Below are 18,674 nucleotides of genomic sequence, written 5' to 3' on the forward strand. Positions count from 1 at the left end.
CCCCCCGTCCTTCCTCATCCCGGCGGCACCGGCGACCTCGTTCCGTGGGGCGGAACGGATGCTTCGCGTTGGCGTCCCGAAGCGACGCTGGCGAATGCGACGAGCGATGCGCTCAATCGCGCGTGGGCGATGCCCGGGGTCACGGATGCCGTCGTCGCGGTGCCTGCGTCCATGGTCTCGAGTCAGTTTTCGGAGTTCGGCGATGGCCAGCTCAACGCGCTCGCGACGTTGGGCGGATGGCAGCGAAAGGACCGTCCGCCGGTCGTCGCCACGCTCGTGAGCTTCGAAAACGCGCCGAAAAAGGCGATCATTCGCTTCGACCGCTCGATGGCGCTCGCGGCCACGTCGTTCGAGGTCGTGTATTACGCGAACGGGCGGAAGACCGTCGATCTGCCGATCGTGCGAACCGCGGACGGCGACTTCGAAGCCGAGTGGATCGTCGCGGCCGAGGTCGGCTTCGAGTCGCTCACTTCGAACGCCGCCGTCGTCGTCCACCCGAAGGGATGGAACGACTGGTTCCCCCTCTGGTTCCGCATGCCCGTTCGAAAGATCAGCGAGCTCCGCGCGAAGAACGTCAGCTTCTCCGATGGACGCAACGTCTTCGATCGCGAGGGCATCAGCGTCCAGAACGAGACGAACCCGACGCAGACGCCCTACGAGCGCTTGGCCACGCACCGTTTCTCGGGGCGCTACAATGGTCAGGGAACGCAGCCGTCGCCCTATAACCCGCAGGACATCCACGCCCGCTTTCCGGCGAGCGGCGGCATGCTCACGACGGGCGTAGGACAAGGCTGGACGTGGGTCGCGGACGAGCGACCGAACGCGTTCAAGGTGATGTACACCTGCTTCGAAGCGCGCCAGCCCGAGCTCTCGAGGCGCAGTACGGCGTCGCGTCCGGCGGCGGCTGGCACTACATCGGCGACTCCGCGGAGACGATCGTCAACGACCTCGAGGCCGGGCCGCTCGTGGTCGGCGCGGCGATGACCAACCCGTTCACGCGCTCCGGTCTTCCGTCGGGCGGATTCTCGTATGGCCTCAGCGATGTCGTCACCGTGCGCTGGCTGCATCCCGGCGAAGCGTTCGTGACGCCGCGCGGGCGCACCATCACGGACGCCGCCGGCCAGCGCGTTCAGCAGGACAACTTCCACTGGTACTACTTCTCGAGCCGAAAAAACTCGTGCACCGAGGAGCTGGTCAACACGGGGGCCGTGCCCGAGGACTTCCAGCCTTGATGGCCTGCGCCGGAGCTCAGCGAAGCTGGTTGGCGATCACGCGCGCTACGAGCGCGGTCGTCGCGTCGAGATAGGCGAAGTCGACCTTGTCGAACGTGTCGGTGGGACGATGGTAATCGGGTGACGTGTTGCCGGAGCGGTAACCCTCCGTCACACCGACGGCGGGGAAGCGCGGACGGAATGACGAGTGATCGCTCGACGACGTCGAGGTCACGACGATGCGTGTGGCGACGCCGAGCTCCGTCGCGGCCGCGCGGTAAAGGTCCGCGAGCCCCGCGTCGGGCCGTTCGAGCTCGATGAGCCGGTCACCGTTCGAGTCCCAACCCATCTGGTCGATCGTGTGCACCGAGCGGACCACCACACCATCGGCCGCGAGCTTGTTCGCATAGGCCTTGCTCCCGACGAGGCCTATCTCCTCTTGGTCGAAGAACACGAACGCGACGTTGCGGGAACGGCACGGCAGCCGGGCGAGATATTGCGCGACACCATGAACGAGGGCCACGCCCGTCGCGTTGTCGTTCGCGCCCGGGCTCCGAGCGACGGTATCGAAGTGCGCGCCAACGACGAGCCATTCTTCACCGCCGGTGGTGCTCGGAAGCTCGGCGTAGACGTTGGCGCCGGTACCGTACGCGTGCTCGTGCGGCTCGAGCCCGAGCGCGGCGAGCTGCTCTCCGAGAAAGACACGAGAGGTTCGCCGATGACTGGGCGACGCGCGGTCGGAGAGTCTCACGCCCGGCGCGATCTCCGCGGCGCCGGCGAGCTTCGCCACGATTTCTTGCTGCGACGCGGTCGTCGCCGCGTCGTCGAACGCCGGAACCGTGCAACTCGAAGCGGTGACGTCGCTTCCTGACTCTCCACTTTCGGCGATCTCACGTTCGCCGCACCCGAACGGCACGGCCACGACGAGCGCGAGAGCCGAACCGCGGAGCCGTGAAGACACGGGATGCACGTAGTGCCGAATCGGCCGCAACGCAAACTCTTGGGCGGGTCGGCGACGTTCAGGGAAGCTTCGTTGCTTCGAAAGCGTCGAAGAGCACCTGCGAGTCCGCTTTCGACCACAGCCCGATGCGACCCGCCGGCGCCGTCTCGAGGGTCTTCTCGAAGCGCTTCGTGCCGTCGAGGTCGACCGTGATCTTCTTCCCGCGAATATCGAGCGTCAGCGTGTGCCATGTCCGTGACGGCGTCGGCACGTTGCGGACGTTGTCGAAGACCGTGCGCTTCCCCTTCACGACCTTGAAGAAGAGGATGTTGTCCTCGAGCGCGTTGGCTCGCACGCCGAGGTAGCTGCCGTCCGGCGCGATCGCGAACGCAATGCCCGCCGCTTGATCGACCTTGCCCGCGATGGGGTAGAAGCGGACGCGGATGCGGAGGTCGCCTTCGGGCGGCGGATCCTTCGCGATCGCGAGCGGGAAGAACGCGAAGGTCTTCACGCCATCGAGGAACTCCGCGTAGCGCTCGCCATAGAGGCGCTTCGCTTGATCGGCGAGGTTCACCGACGGCGTTCCGTCGCGCCACTTCGAGCCATCGACGAGCGTGCCCTTCACGCCCGCCGCTTCACCGAGGCTCCAATCGCCGACGACGGGCTCGAAGGCGAGCGTCGGCTCGGGCGCGGCGCTCGCGACGGCGGAGACGACGGGAGCGGGTGGTGGTGCCGGTACCGATGCGGATGCCGGCGCTGGTTGCGGTGCCGGGCTCGGTCGATCGCACGCGAGGAACAGCACGACCAGGCAGACCTGGCGACTCAATGGAAGCATCATCGGACTCTCCTCGGGCGACGGATCGCCCATCCCATTACGAGAAAAGGCGAAGGCAGCACCAGATACGCGAACACGCTCGCGCCGCGCGCCGGTCCCACGAAGGGATGGCCCGCGTATTCGGGCTGCGACCAATTCGGCAGCGGTCGACCCGCGGCCTCGAAGATCAAGGTGACGATCTCGCGCCGGCTCGTCGAGCGCGTCTCGCGCGTCTCACCACCGACGCGGACGACGATGCGCCCGTAGTCCTCGTCGTGCGCAAAGGGCGACGACTCGCGCGCGTCGAGCGGAAAGACGATGCCCACGTCGGAGCGCGCCAACTGCAGCTTCGTCAACGTGTCGCGTTGGAGCTGGCGGCGGCGCGCGTCGTCGCGATCGAGCCAGACCGTCACCTCGATCGGCGCGCCCAGCGAGCGAAGCTCCGCGATCGCGGCGGGCGGCAGCGATGCACGCGCGGCTTCCGTCCAGTCGTGCGCGCGCGTCACGCGGCTCGTGGCGGCGAGCACGACGAGCGTGGTCGCGATCACGGCAAACGCGTAGAGCTTGCGAAGACGAAGATCGAAGCGGAGCCCGAGCCAAGCCAGAACGACCACGCCCGCGATCGCGGCGACGAACCAAAGGACGGCGCCGTCGCGCAGGATCCCGGTCTCGAACGGCGCGAGCTGCCGGCCGACCGCGAACGATTCGAGCGGCGAGAGCCACGCGAGCGCCGCGAAGCCATCGCTCGCGTCGATGCTCCACGAAGCGATCGATGCGACGAGCGCGAACGTCGTGGCTTGCGCGAGGGTCCGCGTCCACGCCGCGGCCGCGACCGCGATCGTCGCGATCAGCACGACATGGAGGAAGTGTCCAAAGAACGCGACCACCGACTCCGCCGCATCGAGGCGCCCGCCGGCCACGACGTAATAAACGAAGAGCGAAAGCGGCGGGGCGAGGACGAGCAACGCCGCGGCCACGGAAGCCGCGAGCTTCGGCAGCAGCAACCGATCCGCACCGCCCAGCGCGATCGCGAGCGCGCCGAACGTGTTGCGCTCCTTCTCCACCGCGAGCACGCGCGCCGAGATGATCGGAACGAGCACCGCCGTCGCCAGCTCCGTGCCGCCCAACGTCGGCCGCACGATGGCCGCGAGCGGATCGAGCTCGCGCGTCATGATCGTGCCTGCGGATCGCGAGGTCGACGTGAAGATGCCGAGGGCGAGCACGAAGCCGTGGCCGATCATGAGCGCGGCGAGCGCTGCCACCGCCCACGTCACGCGCGCGCCGAACGCGATGGCGAGGTCACGCCGCATCGGACCGTTTTCCGAGCAGCGTGCGGAACACCTGATCGAGCGAGCCGTCCAGCAAGCCGGCGCGCGTGCGCAGCTCCGCCATCGTTCCGGACGCGACGACGCGTCCACCAGCGAGGATCACGATTTGATCCGCGATCGCCTCCGCCGTCGCGAGCTGATGCACGGTCACGATGGCGCCCGTCACCGATGCGCGAAACGCGGGAAGGAGATCCTCGAGCTGCAGCGGATCGAACGCGCCGAAAGGCTCATCGAGGACTGCCACCGGCCGCCGCAGCGCGGCCGTCAGCGCGAGCCACACGCGCTTCGCTTCTCCGCGAGAGAGCTCCGATCCGCGACGCGCGCGTAGTCCCGCGACGCCGAAGCCGCCGGCGTCGCGAAGCAGCGTCGCGACGCGGACCTCCTCTGGGAGGCGCGCCTCATCCGGCATGAACGAAAACACGGCGGCGCGTTCGCGAAACGAACGGAGCTCGGCACCGTCGTGATGCACACGGCCGCGAGACGGAAGGAGCCCGACGATCGCCTCGAGCAGCGTCGTCTTGCCCGCGCCATTCGGTCCGACGATCGCGACGATCCCGCTGCTCGGGACGTCGAACGTCACCTCCTCGACGACGGCGCGTCCGCCGCGCGCGACGGTGAGCCCTTCGATCCGGAGGCTCACGGCTTCTTCGCCCGCACCTCGACGCGCGTGCCGGTGCGAAGGTCCTCGCTCGCTTTCGCGGCGACGGTGTCGGTCGGCTCGAGCGCGCCGAAGACCTCGACGAGATCGCCCTGCGTCGCGCCGCGCTGCACCGGCACTTGCTCGGCGACTTTGTCCTTCACGCGTACCACGAACGTTCGCTCCGTCGATTGGCCGATGGCGCCAGCGGGCACGAACGTCGTCGGGGTGGTGCGCTTCACGGGCCACGACACCGTCGCGAACATCCCCGGCGCGAGACGACCATCGGCGTTGTCGACGTCGAGCTCGACGGGCATCGATCGCGTCTTCGCATCGATGGAAGAGGCCACGCGCTTCGTGACGCCCTTGAATTTCGCCCCGGGAAAGGCGCGGACGGCGAACGTCGCTTCCGCGCCATCCGCGATGCCACCGACGAACGTCTCCGGCACCGGCACCGTGAGCCGGAGCAGATGCACTTGCTCGATCTTGAGGAGCGGCGGCGCGGACGATCCGACCTGCGGTCCAACGAGCGCGCCGGGATGCACGCCGCGCTCGGTCACGACCCCGTCGAAGGGCGCCGTCAACGTGAGGTACTGCTCCTGCGCGCGGATCGCGTCGAGCCGGCCCTGGTCCGCCTTCATCGAGGCCTCTGCGACCTCAACCTCGTGACCGGCGACCGCGCCCGGCGTCGCCGACGCCGCCTTGAGCCGCTCGTACGTGCTCGTGTCGCCGGCGAGCTTCGCCTCCGCCTCTGCTCTTTGTGCGCCGAGCTCCGGCGCCGAGAGCGTCGCCAGGAGCTGGCCTTGCTTCACCTTCGTGCCGCGGTCGACCAGCACGCGCTGCACGAAGCCGTTCGCGCGCGCGTAGATCGCGACGCGCTCGTACGGCGCGAGCTCGCCTTCGAGCGGGACGACCAGGTCGAGCGTCTTCATGGTGACCGGCACGAGGTCGACGGTCGGCACGGGCGCCGCGGCATCGCTCGGCGCGGGCGGCGCCTCGTGCTTCGTGCTGCACCCGGCGATGAGCAGCAATATGCATCCTGCACGTTTCATGCGGTGACCTCGTCCGGGTCGAGGGATGGCGCTCGGGCGAGACCACGTTTGCCGATGAGCACGTAGAGCGCCGGCACGAAGACGAGCGTCGCCAGCGTCGAGCCGAGCAGCCCGCCGATGACCGCGCGTCCGAGCGGCGCGGATTGCTCGGCGCCCTCGCCGATCGCGAGCGCGGTGGGGATCATGCCGGCGACCATCGCGAGCGTCGTCATCAGAATGGGGCGAACGCGCCCCTTGGCAGCGGCGATCATCGCGTCCGCGGCCGAGGCGCCTTCGCGCCGGTGCGCCTTGGCGAAGATGACGAGAAGGACGGCATTCGCGACCGAGACGCCGATGGCCATGATGGCGCCCATCATCGACTGAACGTTGAGCGTCGTCCCGGTGATGAAGAGCGCGACGATGACCCCGCTCAGAGCCGCGAGCGTCGTCGAGAGCACGACGAGCGGCTCGCGGATCGACTGGAAGCTCACCATGAGGAGGAGCAGCACGACCACCACGGCGAGTCCGAGGCCTTCGCGGAGGCTCGCGAGCGTGACCCGCATCTGCTCCGCCTGACCGTGGAGCGCCACCTTGGCGCCTTTTGGAGGATCGCCGGCGCGAGCGAGCGCTTCTTCCACGTCGTCGGTCGCGCGCGCGAGATCGCCGCCGCGCACGTTGGCGGTGACGTGAATGGCCCGCTGGCTGTTGTAGTGATCGAGCTCGCCGGGGGTCACGTCTTCGCGGATCGTCGCGACGTCGCGGACGAACGCGCGCGACGAGCCGTCCTGCACGATCGGCAACGACGATAGGTCATCGAGCGATCCCATACGCGCTTCCGGCACGCGGAGCTGCACGCGATAGCCGACGCCGGAGACCGGATCCGTCCAGAAAATAGGGGTCGTGAGCGCGCTCGAAGAGGTCGCGGAGACGAGGGACTTCCCGATGCGGTCGACGGTGAGGCCGAACTGTCCGGCCCGCTCTCGGTCGATATCGATCGCGAGCGTGGGGTAATCGAGCGCGACGGGGATCTGCACGTCGCGGAGCTGATCGATCTTCGCGAGCGAGTCCCGAACGCGCTGGGCGTAAGCACGCGTCTCCTTCAAGTTCTTGCCCGATACCGTGACCTGGATCGGCGTGGGAGAGCCGACGCTCAGGACCTGCGAGACGATATCGCCCGCCTCGAAGGAGAACCTCGTGTCCGGGTAGTCCTTGGCGAGGCGCTGTCGCAGCCGCTCTTCGAGGTCCGCGACTCCGATGCGCCCGTGGCCCTGAAGTTGCGCCATGAGCATCGCCTCGTGGGGGCCTGCGTTGAACACGTACAGCGCGTTGACGGGATACGTCCACGCCGGGTTGCCGATGTTCGCGAGCGTCATCCGTACGTGATCGGCACCGGCCTCATCGCGGATCGCGCGGTCGACGCCGCGCACGATGTCGACGGTGCGTTCGAGCTGCGTTCCGGCGGGCGCGCGCACGCGCATTTGCAGCTGGCCGTTGTCCGGGCGCGGGAAGAGCTCCGTCCCCACGCGCGACGCCAGCATGAATGACGGCACGCAAAGGACGAGATACGCGGCAAGGGCGATCCACGGCGCACGCGTCACACCGCCGATGAACCGACCGTAGCGTTCCGCGCGAACCGGATGCTCGGCCGTGCGGACGTTCGCGAACAGGCGCGCCGCGAGGACCGGCACTACCGTGCTCGACAGCACGTACGAGGCGATCATCGCGAAGCCGACCGCCAGCGCGAGCGGCGGAAAGAGCGCCCGGGCGACGCCCACGAGGAAGAACGTGGGAATGAACACGGCAAGGATGCAGAGCATCGCGAGGAGGCGGGGCTGCATGACCTCCGTCATCGCGTCGACGACCGCGCGGGACGCGCCTTTTCCGCGCGCGAGATGCGTGTGGATGTTCTCGATCGCCACCGTTGCCTCGTCGACGAGGATGCCGACCGCGAGCGCGAGCCCGCTCAGCGTCATGATGTTGATCGTGTGCCCGGCGAGCCGCAACGCGATCACCGCCGCGACGATCGAGAGCGGGATCGTCAGGACGACGATGAGGGCCGAGCGCCAGCTCCGGAGGAAGAAGAGGACCGTGAGCGCGGTGAGCAGTGCACCGAGGGCGCCCTCGAGCATCAGCGCGTTAACGCTGCGTTTTACATAAACGGATTGATCGAACTCGAAGTCGACATGGACGTCGTCCGGCACCTGCGCGCGGAGATTCGGCAGCGCGGCTTTGATCTTCGCGACGACGTCGACCGTCGACGCATCCGGCAGCTTGGTCAGCGGCATGTAGACGGTGTCGCGCCCATTCACGAGCGCAACGTTGGTGACCACGTCGCTCGAGTCCTCCACACGGGCGACGTCGCGAAGGAGCACGGGGACTCCGGCACCGCCTCGAAGCGGCAGGGTCTCGAGCTCCTTCACCGATTCGACCATCGCGTTCGTCGAGGCGATGCGGGTCTTGCCGCCGATGCGGACGTTGCCGGCGGGAAGCGTGAGGTTTCCTTTCGCGATCGCGGTCGCGACTTCGTCCGTCGACAGATCGAAGGCCCGAAGGCGCTCCGGATCGACGTACGCGACGACCATGCGAACCTTGCCGCCCGACGGCGGCGGCGCCGAGACGCCCGGAATCGTCGCGAGGAGTGGTCGCACTTTGAAGAGGGCGGCGTCCTGCACCTCTTGTCCGGATCGGGTGTCGCTCGAGAAGACGAGCTGACCGACCGGAACCGAGCCGACGTCGAACCGCACGATGAATGGCGGCAGGGTGCCGGGCGGCATGAACGAGGTCGCGCGGAAGGCCATGGCCGTCACCTGCGAGAGCGACTGCGCGATATCGGTGCCCGGATGGAAATACAGCTTGAGCATCGCCATCCCCTGGATGGACTGCGATTCGATGTGCTCGATGCCGTTGATGTAGAGGAAGTGGTACTCGTAATAGCCGACGAGCTGGCCCTCCATCTGCGTCGGTGACATGCCGCCGTACGGCTGCACGACGTAGACGACGGGCACGCCGAGGCTCGGGAAAATGTCGACGGGCGCTTTCCGCAGCGCGAGGCCGCCGCCGAAGAGGAGCGCGATGACGAGCACGACGATCGTGAGCGGGCGCCGGAGGGCGAGTCGGACCAGCCACATCAGCGCGCCCCGTGGAGGAACGGACCGATGTCGCCGGACGCGCGCGCGATCGAAAGCAGCGCGCGCTTTACTTCCAACCGCGCGACCGCGTCGTCGATCTCGGCTTGCGTGAGGAGCCGTTGTGCGTCCGCGAGATCGACCACCGGCGCGAGCCCCGTCTTGAAGCGCGCCGCCGCTTGCTCTTCGGCCGCCTTCGCCGACGCGAGCGTCTTCGGCGTCTGCTGCGCGATCGCCTGCGCGCCTTTCAGCCCAGCCTCGGCCGTCGCGAGCTGTGATGCGATGGAGAGGGCCACCTCATCGCGCCTGGCGACCGCCGCGCGCGTGGCGGCACTGGCGACCTTCGCGCGAGCGCGGATGGAAGGAAAATCGAAGAGCGACCACGTGAGGGTCACGCCGCCGAGCCAATTTGGGACGTCAGCCACGAGGCCATTCGCGGGGCTGTCGAAGATGCCGCTGCCGCGCATCCAAAGCGCGGCGACGAGATCCAGCCGCGGCAGATACTCGACGTTCACGACCTTCCGCGCTTCTTCCGCGCGAACGATGGCCGCCTCGCTTCGCGCGATCTCGGGATGAACGACCGCGGCCCGAGCGCCGCCGGCTTCCGGCTCGCGCGGTGTGACGGCGAGCGTCGGATCGCCCATCGCCTCGCCGAGCGCGACGCGCCGCATGTCGCGGGCTTGCTCCGCGCGCGCGACGAGCGTGCCCGCGTTGGCCAGCTCCGCTTCGACGCGCGCCGCGTCGGCGCCGGGCCGCAAGCTCTGATCGACGAGGGACTTCGTCACCGTCGCGAGGGTCTGCGCACGATCGACGTTCGCTTTTGCCGCGCGAACCGCCGTTTCCGCTTCGAGGAGGAGCAGATACGCATCCGCCGCGCGGTACGCGATGTCGAGCTTTTGCGCCGCCGTCACCGCGGCTGCCTCTTTCTCCGTCGCGAGCGCGAGGTCGATCGCCGCGGCTTGCCGCGAGAACGAGAGCACGTCCCACGAGGCCCAGAGGCTCGCGCCGCTCTGCCACGTCCCCGCCTCGAGCGATCGCCCGCGCGTCGGTCCGGCAATCGGCGCGAAGCCGATGATCGGCACGAACGCGCCGGGAATCGTGTTCGACGACGAACGATTGATCTCGACGCTGACGCCGATGTCCGGCAACCGATTCGACTCTGCCTCGGTGACGCGAGCCTTCGCGGCCGCCTCGTCGGCGCCGGTCACCCGAAGGCGCGGATGTCGCGCGAGCGCGGTCGTCACGACCTCGTCGAGCGTCATCGCGCGCGGCTCCGCGGCCGACGCAACGGACGGCGCAAAGAGCAACGCGATCGCGAGCACGATGCGCTTCATGCTCGGCTCCTTGCGAACCCGGCGAGCAGCGCATCGAGCTGTGCGGAGCCCGCTTCGATTCGGTCTTCGTCGCGCGGGTGTGCTGCCGCGATTCCGGCCAGCAGCGCCCCGACGCCGGCCGCCTCGACCCGACCGAACTTCGCGTCCTTCAGATCGAGGTCGTGAATGATTTCGGCGATCGCATTCAAGCCCGGTACGCGAAGGTCGAAGCGCCGTACGAACGTCTCGAACGAGCAACGGTCGCCGACGTGCGTGAAGTCGGCGTCGGCCATGTCGAAGCTCACTTCGTTGGGTTTCGCGCGGAAGCCGTCCGGCGACACGAAACGGAACCGCGCCTTCGGATCGATGAACCGGCGCACGAGCCACGCGCAGGCAATGCGATCGACGTGAATGCCCTTGCGCGTCACCCACGTCTTTCGCTGGTAGTCCGAGAGTCGCACCTTGCCGGCGGGACGGGCCGTGCGCACGTCCGGATGGTCGTCCGGCGCGACGCGTTCTGCGAGGAGGCGCAGGCTTGCCTCCGCCTCGGCGCGACCGGGCGCGCCGAAATGGTCGAGCGCGACGATCTCAGCGAGCCGCTTTCGCTGCCGCGCGAGCTCAGCCGCCGCGTCGACGCCGCGTTTGCTCGCGGCTTGCCGCGCTTCCTGCGCGATGGCGAGGTAGTCCTTCTCGCGCGCCGCCACGAAGAGCGCCTTCACGTCGCGATCGGACAAGCCTTCGACGAGCACCGCTTCGCACACGGTGGCTTCGCCGCCATCCTCCGCGATTTCCCGAGCGAGACCGCGCAGACCTTCGCGCGCGGCGTCACCGGCGGGAAGCGCGTACACCGCGTTCTTGATCGCGACCGCGCCGAGCCGCGCGAGCCGGCGCCCCACGCGAGCCCGGAAGTACACCGGGCTCGGCGGGATTTGATGGATCAGGAGCAGCCAACGCGACGGCTTCATCGAAGCGCCGTCCGGATAACACAGTTGCTACATCGCTATGCTATCTAATTCTCGCAACTGTACGCTCAGCGCGGCGCCATGACGCGCAGCACCGGCTTCCCATTCGGTCCGACGCTGAGCGGGAAGTACACGCGGTGCGTCGACGGGTCCGCCGCGACCGTGTGCGCGTTGTCGCCGGGATGCTCGCTGTCGATCTTAACGAGACCGGGCGCGCCGAGATCGAACACCGTGAGGTCTCCGCTCTCCGCCGCCACATAAAGCCAGCCGAGCCCGGGATCGATGCTGAGCACGTCCGGCCCGCTGCCGGTCCGCGCGGTCACGATCGCGTGGCCACCGTCGAGCGTGACGCGCGCGAGCGTCGAGCTCCCTTCGCACGCGACGAGCGCGCTCTGACCGTCGGGATGAAGGCGGAGGCCGTGCGCCGCTTCGCAGCCGGGAAGATCGATGCGCGTCGTGACGGTCGCGGCGATCGGATCGATGCCGACGAGCTGATCGGGACCATCGGAGCGCTCCGCCGTCACCCAGAAGGCGTGACGAGTCGCGTCGTACACGACGTTGCCCGTCTCGGCCCCGACGACGACGCGCATGCGAGCGCCGACGCCGCGGTCATGGAGCAGCGAGACGGCGCCGTCCGATTGATCGGAGACGGCGACGATCTCGTCGCGCCCATCCCACGCGATGCCGTCGGGCCCACGTCCGGTTGTCACGCGGCCGACCTCCGCTAGCGATGCCGCGTCGACGATCACGACCTGATTCGGGAGCGCCGTCACGAAGACGCGGCCGATCTCGGGGGCGACCACGACCCCGCGCGCGGTCGGGATATTCGGAACAACGCCGGCGACCTTGACCTCCGCGAGATCGACGGCGACGAGCGCGTTGTCGTGCATGTGCGCGATGAAGAGGCGCCCCCGCGAAGAGTCGATGTCCTGATAGTCGAAGCGGTTCGCGCGTCCCGGCAGCTCGACGTCACGGACGAGGCTCAGCGGAAGGCGGGCGTCGGAGACCGCGCCGGATTCAGCGCCGCCGGCGGCGTCACGCTGCGCATGGCCGCACCCGGCGACGAGGGCGGGAGCGACAAGGGCGAGGAGGAAGGGAGCACGCATGCCGAGCGCCCAAGCTCGTGCCGTGCCAACCAAGAAAGCCCGCAAAAACGGGATGCTGTTTCCTGGAGGTGACACTCCTATCGCGTATCCTCTCCCCGTCGATGACGACGGCGCTGGAGGTGACGCGCGGGACTGTCCTTCGCGGGAAATACCGGGTCGAGCGCACGCTTGGCGAAGGCGGCATGGGGATTGTCCTGCTCGCCACCCATGTGAAGCTCGAACAGCGCGTCGCGCTCAAGATGCTCCGTCCTGCGGCGCGCGCGCGGCCGAACGTCGTCGCGCGTTTTGCGCGCGAGGCTCGCGCTGCGGCGAAGCTGCGGAACGATCACGTCGTCCGCGTGCTCGACGTCGACGAGACCGAGGAAGGCGATCCGTTCCTCGTGATGGAATACTTGAGCGGCACCGACCTCGAGACGCGCGTCCGGCGCGACGGACCGCTCTCGCCGGCGGAGGCGATCGATTACGCGCTTCAGGCCTGCGAAGGGATCGCCGAGGCCCATGCCCTCGGGATCGTGCATCGCGATCTCAAGCCCGCGAACCTCTTCGTCACGAAGAGCGCGGAAGGCACCGATCGCATCAAAGTGCTCGATTTCGGCATCGCGAAGGCGGGCGAGGACTTCTCTGTCACCGCCGCGGACGCGATCCTCGGGTCACCGAGCTTCATGGCGCCGGAGCAGCTCGCGAGCGCGGGAGAGGCGAGCCCGCGCTCCGACATCTGGTCGCTTGGCGTCGTTCTCTTTTACGTCCTGACGGGGGAGCTTCCGTTCGTCGCCGACAACCTCGCCGCCCTCGCCGCGAAGATCACGGGCGAGAGCGCGCGCTCGCTCCGCGATCTGCATCCCACGCTGCCGGAGCCGCTCTACGACGTGATCGATCGATGCCTCGAGAAAGACCCCGCCGATCGATTCGCGAGCGTCGTCGAGCTCGCGCGCGCGCTTGCGGACGCGGCCGAGATCCCCGATCGCGCGGATCGCGTCTCGCGGATCGCGCGCGCGGCGGCGGTGCGGGTGGAGCAGCCTTCGTCGGCGCGGATCCCACTGGAAAAGAAGCCGGAGCGTGTCACCGAAGAGGTGGCGATAACGACGGCGCCAGTGCCGCGGCGACGGCGGTGGCCTCTCTTCGCGCTGGTTGCGATCCTCGTCATCGGCGCGGTCGTCGTTATCCGTTGGCGCGCGCGAAAGACGGAAATGGTCGCCGAGCCGGCCGTCACGCTCGATCCCGCGGGGGTCGGCTTCGATGATCTCTCGTACGCGCCCTCGCTGAAGCGCGTCGTCATCCCCGCCGGCGAGCTCGGCGAGGTCGCGCTGCTCGATCCGGAGTCGCGAAAGCTCGACGTCATCTCCGGCTTCACGCGATCGCCCACCGGCAAAGGTGGTCACACGCAAGGCGCGACCTCCGCCGCGATGGCGGGCGGACTCCTCGCGGTCATCGATCGCTCGACGCGCACCGTCGCGCTCGTGGCGCCGGAGGAACGCCGCATCCTCTCTACGCATCCGCTCGGCGGCGTCCCGGATTACGTGCGGTACGAGCCGACGAACGGCGAGGTCTGGGTGACGGAACCCGACATCGAACGCATCGAAGTGTTCACGCTCGACGCCGCCGCGAAGGAGCTTCGCCCGTCGTCGCCGATCGAGGTTCCGGGTGGGCCCGAGTTCGTCGCGTTCGACGCAACGCGCGCGTTCACGAATTTGTGGAAGGGCCAGACGAGCACGATCGATCTGCATACGCACAAAGTGCGGAACACGTTCACGAACGGCTGCGAGGGCTCGCGCACGCTCGCGATCGACGAACGACGTGCGCTCCTCTTCGTCGCGTGCGTCGAGGGGCGGGTCACCTCGATCGATCTCTCCCATGGCTATCGGCTGCTCGGAAAGGTCGACTACCACCCCGGCATCGATGCGCTGGTGCTCGACCCGACGCGGGGCCTCCTTTACGCGCCGAGCGCCGAGGCCGGAAAAATGGCGGCGATCGCGTTCGACCGCGATGGCGTCCCGAGCCTCGCGTTCGAAGTGACGACGCAAAAAGGCGCCGCGTGTGCCACGCTCGATCCCTCGGGCGCGATCTGGATCTGCGATCCCGTCCATGGGCGCCTCCTCGTCATGGCGCCGCCGCGTTGAAGAAATCGAGCCCGAAGCGCACGCCGATCTCGAACGTGCCGTGAAAACGCCGTGCCGGAGAGACCGCGCCGTTCGACACCGGGGGCGGACAGCTCGAACGACGAGCTTCGCGCGAGCGATCCGCCGATGACGAGGCCGAGCCGCGTCGAACGTCCTAGACGAAGGGTCGGGACCGCCGCCGCCCGAAGCAAGACGGGACCGCTCCATCGCCGCGTCGATACCTGATCGGAGTCGTCGATCCGGCGCACCGACCACGACCATCCGAACGCGAGCTCCGCCTCCGGAGACAGCCTTCCCCGCGCCGGTCCGCGGACGCGCGCGAGGACATCGAGCTCGAGATCGCGACCGAAGCTCGAGATGCACTCGCTCGTCGATCCACAAAGACGCGGCGTCGTCGGCGTGAAGAGACCGAGGACGCCGAGCTCGACGCGCCAGCGCGCCTGCGGATCGAGCGCGAGCGCGAGGTCTAGGCCGAGTGGGGTTCCGCCAAACGTGGTGTCGCCCGCCCGCGTCGCCCGATCGAACGCGCCTACTGGCAGCGCGAGGCCCGCGCGCACGCCGGCGTCGACGACGGGCTCGGCCTGGGCCGCCGACGCGAACGCGAGGACGAGCGCGAACGCACGCCGCTTCACGGTCGCCTCGACGGAAACCGATCATCGAAGCGCTCGAGCCCGCCGGCGGACGGAGCGCACGCGCATGCATGGCCTCGATCGTCGGCCACCGCGCAATGCGTCGCCGAAGGCGCATCGAACCGCCCTAGAAAATCGAGCTTTCCGGTCATCGACAGTCCGACGACGGAGAGACATCCGCACGCGCTTCCGGCGAGGAACGCATGGCGCATGGTCGGCGCGTAGCCCATGACGTCGTAGCCGCCGCCCGACGCGAGCGCATCGATGACGTGACCGTCGCTCGGATCGAGCACGCTGAGCGTCCCTTCCGAGCACCCGGCGAGGATCCAGCCGTGCTCGGGCTCGAGCTCGATCCCGCGCGACGCCGCGCATCCGTTCGGCCAATCGCCGACGACGCTTCGGGTGTGCACGTCGAGGGCGATGGTGCGGGCTTGCCAGTGATGCGTGTACGCGCGGCCGCGCATCGGATCGATCACGAGCGACTCCGGTCCGTTCTCGATCGGAATGATCGCGATGGAGCGGGGCGTGTTGCCTTCGAGCGTGAAGATCTCGAGCTGACTCCCCGACGGCTCCGTGACCCAGAGCTCGCCGGTGGCCGCGACCCACCTGACGTAGTCGGGCCCGGCGGCGAGCGGCGCCGTCGCGAGCGGAGCGCCCGACTTTGCATCGACGACGTGGAGCGTCTTCGACGTGCGATCCGTGGCGATCCGTGACGAACATGAGGCCGCGCCCCACGTCGGCCGAGGTCGGTCCGTCGTCGTGGCCGCCTTCGTAGCTCGGGAGCGCGGAGAAGCCGCCGTGCGTCGCGACCGCCCGCGTGTCGGGATCGACGAGGTACACGTTTCCGGAGCGGCCGCCCGGAACGATCACGCGCCGGAGCTCGGGCGACCAGCGGAGATCATCGAAGCCGATCCCCGGTTCGCCGCCGGGCAGCGCGATCTCCGTTCCTTCGCCGGCGCTCGCGCACGCGGCGAGGATCGCGACGGCGATCGTTCGTCGAACCATGCGCGGGCGAGGCAGCACGCACCGTGCCGCTCGGACTTCCCGCGGCGGACGCTTCCGAGTGACACCTCCAGGTAACAGTGACCGCGAAATCAGCGCGTTTTCCGCCCGGCACGAAGCCTGCTCAGCGCCGCGACCATCATGAACCGCGCTGTCCTCCTTTCGCTCTTTTCTCTCGTCACCGTCGGCTGCGCCGCGAGCTCTCCCGAGGAGACGTCCGGGTCGACCGAAGCCGCCATCACCGACGATTGGCAGCCGCTTCTTCGGTGCAACGACGGCGCGGCCGTGCTCGACGTGAACGGCGGCGAGCGGCGCAATCTGCAGCTCGTGATCAAGAAGAAGGAGATCATCGACTACCTCAATCGCGTTGGCGCGGTCAGCTCCGCGTACGGCGCGACGGAGGTGATCCTCTCGGGGTGGACCGGCCGCGTGAATTGGGTCGAAGGTCGTGGCCCGCGGCTCGACGCGCAGCCGTACGGGTCGCCCGGCGTGTTCAAGGCCGGCGACTTCCAAGAGATGATCGCCGATCACAACACCTACGAAGGTGGCTACGGCCGCTTCGTCCGCGTCGCGCGCGAAGGCGCCGGCATCAAGGTGCAGTTCGGCTCGATCGAGAAGCGCGGCTGCGCGCAGTTCGAGAGCTATTACGTCGGCGACGGCTTCGGCACCGTCACCTCGTGCGTGTCCGACTACTCGGAGCTCGTGGAAAAGGCGAATTGGTACTTCGACTCGTGTGAATGAAAATTGAGGCAGAATGAAGCCGATGTCCGGAAGCTCCCTCGGCTACACGGTCGACATCGGCGACGGCGAAGCGGCCGGGACGCCCGTGGCGCTGAAGCTCGTCGTGGTCGATGGACCCGACGCCGGCGCGGAGGTGCCGATCGACGGACCGTCGGAGATCGGCGCGGAGCCCGGCTGCGCGCTCGTCCTCTCGGATCCAGCGGTGTCGCGGCGACATGCACGCGTTGCCATCGGGAACGGCAACATCGTCGTGACCGATCTCGAGAGCCGGAATGGCACGTTCGTCGGCGAGGCCCGCATCCGCGAAGCCGAGCTCCCGATCGGCTCGGTGCTTCGCATCGGCAAGAGCCTCGTCGCGGTGCAGCTCCGCTGGCGCATTCGCGAGGTGCCGCCTTCGAACGCGCGTTCGTTCGGTGACCTTTACGGAGAGTCGCTCGCGATGCGTGAGATCTTTGCCATCCTCGAGCGAGTCGCGCGAAGCGACGTGACGGTGCTCGTCGAAGGCGAGAGCGGAACCGGAAAGGAGCTCGTCGCGCGATCGATCCATCGTGCATCGCGCCGTGCCTCCGGTCCGTACGTCGTGTTCGACTGCAGCGCGGTGCCGGCCGACCTCGCCGAGAGCGAGCTCTTCGGCCACAAAAAGGGCGCTTTTTCGGGCGCAACCGCCGATCGACCGGGCGCGTTCCGCAGCGCGCACGGCGGCACGCTTTGCCTCGACGAGCTTGGCGAGCTGCCGCTCGATCTCCAGCCGAAGCTCCTACGCGCGCTCGAGAACCGCGAGGTGCGGGCGGTGGGTGAGGACGCGCCGCGCAAGATCGACGTGCGTGTCATCGCGTCGACGAACCGCGATCTGCATGCCGAGGTGCAGCGCGGTCGCTTCCGCGCCGATCTTCTGTATCGCCTCGAAGTCGTGCGCGTCCGCATGCCTCCGCTCCGCGCGCGGCCCGATGACATCGCGGGTCTCGTCGAGCGCCTGCTCGAAAACGATCTTCCGCCGGGCGATCGGATCGAAGGTGAGAATCTGAAGAAGCTCGCCGCGTACGCGTGGCCCGGCAACGTGCGCGAGCTGAAGAACACGCTCGCGCGCGCGGTGGCGCTCGGCGCGGGCCCCGACGGTCCGGCCCGCTTCACGGATCTCGTCTTCAATGTCGGACCGGCGACGGCGGCCCCGGCGACGATCGGCTTCGAGTTTCCAGGCGTCGCCGAGCCGATGCCGTTCAAGGACGCGAAGGCGCAGCTCGTGGAGGCGTTCGAGCGCGCGTACGTGGCGGCGCTCCGAAAGCGTCATCCCGGCAACGTGCAGCGCGCGGCGGACGCGGCGGGTCTCAGCCGAAAGCATCTCTACGAGCTCCTCAAGCGAGTCGAAGGGCGCGAGCCGGAGTGACTGTTACCTCGAGGTGACGGCGATCCGCCGAGAAATCGTGGGTTCGCCCTGGTCTGGAGCTTGCTCCGGCGCGCACGACTGTCGTGCCGTTTCCTTTCGTTCTCATCCTCGCCGAGCTCGCCACGCCGCACGCCGCCGCGAGCCGCGCCGCTTCTCCGCCGGTCATCGACGGACGCCTCGACGACGGCGTCTGGTCCGATGCGGCCCTTACCGAGTCGTTCGTTCAGAAGTTTCCGAACGAGGGCCGTCCTCCGGCGGAGAAGACGAGCTTTCGCGTTCTTTACGACGACACGTCTCTCTACGTCGGCATCGACTGCGAGCAGACGGCCGACCC

At 68.5% G+C, this 18,674-nt stretch carries 16 protein-coding genes; 6 read left to right on the forward strand and 10 right to left on the reverse strand.

The window, feature by feature from the left end:
* On the forward strand, positions 1-984 hold a 984-nt coding region (locus tag KF837_44530), incomplete at its 5' end, for a hypothetical protein (GenBank protein ID MBX3234442.1).
* The gene (locus KF837_44535) at positions 981-1,232 is read left to right on the forward strand and encodes a hypothetical protein (protein MBX3234443.1); all 252 of its coding nucleotides are present in this window, start codon (positions 981-983) and stop codon (positions 1,230-1,232) included. The genes KF837_44530 and KF837_44535, both read left to right, overlap by 4 nt.
* 16 nt (positions 1,233-1,248) lie before the next feature.
* Here the strand turns inward: KF837_44535 and KF837_44540 are convergent, their stop codons facing one another.
* The 9 genes from KF837_44540 to KF837_44580 form a co-directional block, all read right to left on the reverse strand.
* Positions 1,249-2,001, reverse strand: a complete 753-nt coding sequence (locus KF837_44540; protein MBX3234444.1) for a M20/M25/M40 family metallo-hydrolase — start codon at positions 1,999-2,001, stop codon at positions 1,249-1,251.
* Positions 2,002-2,230: 229 nt separating this feature from the next.
* On the reverse strand, positions 2,231-2,977 hold the full coding sequence (locus KF837_44545; protein ID MBX3234445.1) for a hypothetical protein: 747 nt from the start codon (positions 2,975-2,977) through the stop codon (positions 2,231-2,233).
* An 8-nt stretch (positions 2,978-2,985) separates the two neighbouring features.
* Positions 2,986-4,275 (reverse strand): hypothetical protein, encoded by a 1,290-nt coding sequence (locus tag KF837_44550; protein ID MBX3234446.1) that lies wholly within the window; start codon positions 4,273-4,275, stop codon positions 2,986-2,988.
* Positions 4,265-4,933, reverse strand: a complete 669-nt coding sequence (locus tag KF837_44555) for an ABC transporter ATP-binding protein (protein MBX3234447.1) — start codon at positions 4,931-4,933, stop codon at positions 4,265-4,267. Before KF837_44555 ends, KF837_44550 begins: the two co-directional genes overlap by 11 nt.
* Positions 4,930-5,982 carry an efflux RND transporter periplasmic adaptor subunit gene (locus tag KF837_44560; GenBank protein MBX3234448.1) on the reverse strand — a complete coding sequence of 351 codons (1,053 nt, stop codon included), beginning with the start codon at positions 5,980-5,982 and terminating at the stop codon, positions 4,930-4,932. The genes KF837_44555 and KF837_44560 overlap by 4 nt, the downstream gene beginning before the upstream one ends.
* A complete protein-coding gene (locus tag KF837_44565) occupies positions 5,979-9,089 on the reverse strand; it encodes an efflux RND transporter permease subunit (protein ID MBX3234449.1) in 3,111 nt (1,036 codons plus the stop codon). The genes KF837_44560 and KF837_44565 overlap by 4 nt, the downstream gene beginning before the upstream one ends.
* Entirely contained in the window at positions 9,089-10,420 is a 1,332-nt protein-coding gene (locus KF837_44570; GenBank protein ID MBX3234450.1) for a TolC family protein, read from the reverse strand. Before KF837_44570 ends, KF837_44565 begins: the two co-directional genes overlap by 1 nt.
* Positions 10,417-11,364, reverse strand: a complete 948-nt coding sequence (locus tag KF837_44575; protein ID MBX3234451.1) for a chromate resistance protein — start codon at positions 11,362-11,364, stop codon at positions 10,417-10,419. Before KF837_44575 ends, KF837_44570 begins: the two co-directional genes overlap by 4 nt.
* Before the next feature lie 65 nt (positions 11,365-11,429).
* Entirely contained in the window at positions 11,430-12,467 is a 1,038-nt protein-coding gene (locus tag KF837_44580) for a hypothetical protein (GenBank protein MBX3234452.1), read from the reverse strand.
* Positions 12,468-12,568: 101 nt separating this feature from the next.
* Between KF837_44580 and KF837_44585 the strand changes: the two genes are divergently transcribed.
* Entirely contained in the window at positions 12,569-14,584 is a 2,016-nt protein-coding gene (locus KF837_44585) for a serine/threonine protein kinase (GenBank protein ID MBX3234453.1), read from the forward strand.
* 628 nt (positions 14,585-15,212) lie between these two features.
* On the opposite strand, the gene KF837_44590 is transcribed toward KF837_44585, so the two are convergent.
* The gene (locus KF837_44590; GenBank protein ID MBX3234454.1) at positions 15,213-15,689 is read right to left on the reverse strand and encodes a hypothetical protein; all 477 of its coding nucleotides are present in this window, start codon (positions 15,687-15,689) and stop codon (positions 15,213-15,215) included.
* A gap of 667 nt (positions 15,690-16,356) precedes the next feature.
* Between KF837_44590 and KF837_44595 the strand changes: the two genes are divergently transcribed.
* The 3 genes from KF837_44595 to KF837_44605 all read left to right on the forward strand — a co-directional run.
* Positions 16,357-16,956, forward strand: coding sequence for a hypothetical protein (locus KF837_44595; protein ID MBX3234455.1), 600 nt, complete (start codon positions 16,357-16,359; stop codon positions 16,954-16,956).
* Between the two features lie 22 nt (positions 16,957-16,978).
* Positions 16,979-18,340: a sigma 54-dependent Fis family transcriptional regulator gene (locus KF837_44600; protein ID MBX3234456.1), complete on the forward strand. Its 1,362-nt coding sequence runs from the start codon at positions 16,979-16,981 to the stop codon at positions 18,338-18,340.
* An 83-nt stretch (positions 18,341-18,423) separates the two neighbouring features.
* The coding region (locus KF837_44605; protein MBX3234457.1) for a hypothetical protein at positions 18,424-18,674 on the forward strand (251 nt) is incomplete at its 3' end.

The organism is Labilithrix sp., assembly GCA_019637155.1.
In the GTDB taxonomy this organism is placed as follows: Bacteria; Myxococcota_A; Polyangia; order Polyangiales; family Polyangiaceae; genus Labilithrix.

Excerpts from the sequence above, each read along its gene's own strand:
- KF837_44585 (MBX3234453.1), top strand. The coding sequence starts at position 12,569 with ATGACGACGGCGCTGGAGGTGACGCGCGGGACTGTCCTTCGCGGGAAA.
- KF837_44575 (MBX3234451.1), bottom strand. The coding sequence starts at position 11,364 with ATGAAGCCGTCGCGTTGGCTGCTCCTGATCCATCAAATCCCGCCGAGC.
- KF837_44600 (MBX3234456.1), top strand. The coding sequence starts at position 16,979 with ATGTCCGGAAGCTCCCTCGGCTACACGGTCGACATCGGCGACGGCGAA.
- KF837_44565 (MBX3234449.1), bottom strand. The coding sequence starts at position 9,089 with ATGTGGCTGGTCCGACTCGCCCTCCGGCGCCCGCTCACGATCGTCGTG.
- KF837_44535 (MBX3234443.1), top strand. The coding sequence starts at position 981 with ATGACCAACCCGTTCACGCGCTCCGGTCTTCCGTCGGGCGGATTCTCG.
- KF837_44570 (MBX3234450.1), bottom strand. The coding sequence starts at position 10,420 with ATGAAGCGCATCGTGCTCGCGATCGCGTTGCTCTTTGCGCCGTCCGTT.
- KF837_44550 (MBX3234446.1), bottom strand. The coding sequence starts at position 4,275 with ATGCGGCGTGACCTCGCCATCGCGTTCGGCGCGCGCGTGACGTGGGCG.
- KF837_44595 (MBX3234455.1), top strand. The coding sequence starts at position 16,357 with ATGAACCGCGCTGTCCTCCTTTCGCTCTTTTCTCTCGTCACCGTCGGC.
- KF837_44580 (MBX3234452.1), bottom strand. The coding sequence starts at position 12,467 with ATGCGTGCTCCCTTCCTCCTCGCCCTTGTCGCTCCCGCCCTCGTCGCC.
- KF837_44560 (MBX3234448.1), bottom strand. The coding sequence starts at position 5,982 with ATGAAACGTGCAGGATGCATATTGCTGCTCATCGCCGGGTGCAGCACG.